Annotated in this window: 1 protein-coding gene; it reads left to right on the plus strand. The window is 68.2% G+C overall.

Annotation, left to right across the window (positions count from 1 at the left end):
- Positions 1-701: transposase zinc-binding domain-containing protein (locus tag WCE05_RS25880; protein ID WP_368816820.1), on the plus strand; the 701-nt coding region annotated here is incomplete at both ends.

Consider the following 701-nt stretch of genomic DNA (forward strand, 5'->3'; position numbering starts at 1 on the left):
TGGTAGAGGCGCACTACCCGGACTTCATTGCACGGATCGAAGCGGAGGGCCGCTCGCTGCCCGGGTATGTCCGCGAGGCGTTCGATGCCTACCTGCGTTGCGGCGTGCTCGAGCACGGCTTCCTGCGGGTGGTGTGCGAGCACTGCCGTGCAGAGAGGCTGGTGGCCTTCTCCTGCAAGAAGCGCGGGTTCTGCCCGAGTTGCGGCGCGCGACGCATGGCCGAGAGTGCGCGGCACCTGGTCGAGGAGGTGTTCGGCCCGCGGCCTGTGCGGCAATGGGTGCTGAGCTTTCCGTACCCCTTGCGTTTCCTGTTCGCCAGCAAGCCAGAAGCCATTGGCCCGGTGCTGGGCATCGTGCAGCGCGTGATCGCCGGCTGGTTGGCCGATCAAGCCGGCATCGACCGCGCCAGCGCCCAGTGCGGCGCGGTGACGCTGATCCAGCGTTTCGGCAGCGCGCTGAACCTGAACATCCACTTCCACATGCTGTGGCTCGACGGCGTGTACGTGGAAGCCACCGAGCTGCCGCGGCGCGAACTGCGCCTGCACCGCGCCCGTGCGCCTACCACCGCGCAGTCGACCCAGCTGGCAGCTACCATCGCGCACCGGGTGTGTCGGCACCTGACGCGCAAAGGCTGGCTCGAAGGGGAGGGCGAATCGGCCTTCCTGGCAGACAGCGCTGCAGGCGACGACAGCATGGATGGG

It is taken from the genome of Pseudomonas sp. I2, from assembly GCF_040984075.1.
Classification (GTDB): Bacteria; Pseudomonadota; Gammaproteobacteria; order Pseudomonadales; family Pseudomonadaceae; genus Aquipseudomonas; species Aquipseudomonas guariconensis_B.